The 1,878-nt window shown below is 67.8% G+C and carries 1 protein-coding gene; it reads right to left on the bottom strand.

Going from position 1 to position 1,878, the window contains the following annotated elements:
- Positions 1 to 23: 23 nt before the first annotated feature.
- On the bottom strand, positions 24 to 1,667 hold the full coding sequence (locus ACFLIM_RS50095) for an IS1182 family transposase (RefSeq protein ID WP_393177989.1): 1,644 nt from the start codon (positions 1,665 to 1,667) through the stop codon (positions 24 to 26).
- Between the last annotated feature and the right edge of the window lie 211 nt (positions 1,668 to 1,878).

Raw genomic sequence — 1,878 nt, 5'->3', positions numbered from 1 at the left:
GGACCCTGGTGGCTTATTCGTGATCACGAGGCAAGGGCGAGTTCCAGCCGGGCGAGGTGGCTGGTGCGGGTCCGATCGAGTGGGTGGTCGTTCCACCAGGCGTCCAGCCGGATCAGGTTTAACGCGACGGCGGAGAAGACGTGGTCGAGGTGGACCTTGGGCAGGCCGCGGTAGCGGGCCTGGCGGATGTCGGTGACCGCGACGGCTTGGCGGATGGTGCCCTCGACTCCGGCGCGAAGCTTGTATTTGTCCTGCCACGCGTTTGTGGACTGTTCGGCGCGGGCGTTGTCCAGGGCCTGTTGGATCTTCTGTGCGCGGATGGTGAGCTGACGTCCTCGCGTGGTGGCGGTGGTGCATGCCGCACGCACCGGGCAGGGCTGGCAGACCTCGCCGGAGAAGCGGATCACGATGGCGTCGGTGCCGCGCTGGGTGCACGGCGTCCACGAGGCATTGCGCTGCCCCTGCGGGCAAGTGACGTGCTGGTTGTCCCAGTCGATGGTGAACGCGGTGCGGTCGTAGCCGGCTTGGGCGCGCGCTTGCGCAGAGTGATCGAGCAGGGCCGGGGTGACCAGCGCGATCCCATACCTTTCCCGCGCGCCGACGAGTAGTTCGGCCGACGGGTAGCCCGAATCGAGGTAGTGCTCGGCGGGCAGGAGCCCACGGCGCGCAAGCGCCTGGTGGATCGGGTCGGTGGCCTGGGTGTCGGGCACCGTGGCATCCGTCGTGATCACACCTGTGATCAGGTTCGGTGGCACCCGTTCGCCGCCGCCGGCCGCGGCGGCCGCCGCCTCGGGGGTGTTGTCGCAGGTCTCGCTGACGTGCACCTTGAACCCATTCCAGAAAAGATCCTCGCCCTTGGCGGCCCATCGGGCATCGACATCGTAGGGAGAGGTCAACCGGTATCTGCCCGGCGGGATCCCCTCGCCACCAGATTCGAGGGACTCCCGCCGTTTGATCACCTCCCGCCCCTTGCCGTCAGTGACGCGCACGTAGTTCTGGATCAACATCACCCGCAACGCCTGAATCGCGGGCACCTGGCGCAGCCACGCCGGGGAGAACGGCGCATGGACAGCGCTGACGAGCGCGTAGCCGTCCGCACCGTAGGCACGGGCCAGCTCGGCCCGTTTCGTCTCCGAGGCCGGCAGCCGCCAGGAGTCAACCCGAGCCCGATACCGATCGGCCCAGCCAGGCACCTCCAGGACCCGCTCCACCCAGCCCGGCGCGGCAACCGACAGCGCCTCCAGCGCGGCGCGCACGCATTCCCCGGCCAACTCCAGCCGATTCAGGTCGCGGACCGCAGCGATCACGTGGGTGGAGTCGCTCCGCTGCCTACCCCCAGCCTTGACCAGGCCTTTGTCGGCAAGGGTGGCCAGCAGCAGATCCAGGGCCTTCTCCTCCAAGCCATGCTCGGCCACCCGAGTGCGGAACTCACTCAACACGGTGTGGTCGAACCCCGGATCGTCCAACTCCAGCGACAGCGCGTATTTCCAGTCCATCCCGTATTTGGCGCGATCTGCCGCAGCCCGGTCGGTCAGGTTCTCCACCTTCTGCAACACAGTGATCAGCGCCAGCATCCCCGGCGACAGGCCGGGCCGTCCCCGCGTCCCATACGCAGCGGCGAACTCGGCATCGGAGAACAACTCACCCAACTCATCACGCACCCGCATGGCCAGCGGATAGGCGCCCTTGGCCGAGGCAGCCCGCGCCATCCTCACGGTCATCTCCGGGATCTGCGGCCACGGACGCGGCTGCACCGACACCACGCGCTCCAGTTCTACGGCCGGGTGAGGGGAAACCGGCTGCAGAAGGCATCATCGCGACACATCAGCAGAAGATCACGGACCTCGACGTGTGTCCCTCGAATTGGCCACCAGGGTC

This window comes from Nonomuraea marmarensis (genome assembly GCF_043197025.1).
In the GTDB taxonomy this organism is placed as follows: domain Bacteria; phylum Actinomycetota; class Actinomycetes; order Streptosporangiales; family Streptosporangiaceae; genus Nonomuraea; species Nonomuraea marmarensis.
This window is presented reverse-complemented; position numbering and strand designations above follow the sequence as displayed.

Coding starts and splice junctions, on each gene's coding strand:
- ACFLIM_RS50095 (WP_393177989.1), bottom strand. CDS start 1,667: ATGCGGGTGCGTGATGAGTTGGGTGAGTTGTTCTCCGATGCCGAGTTC.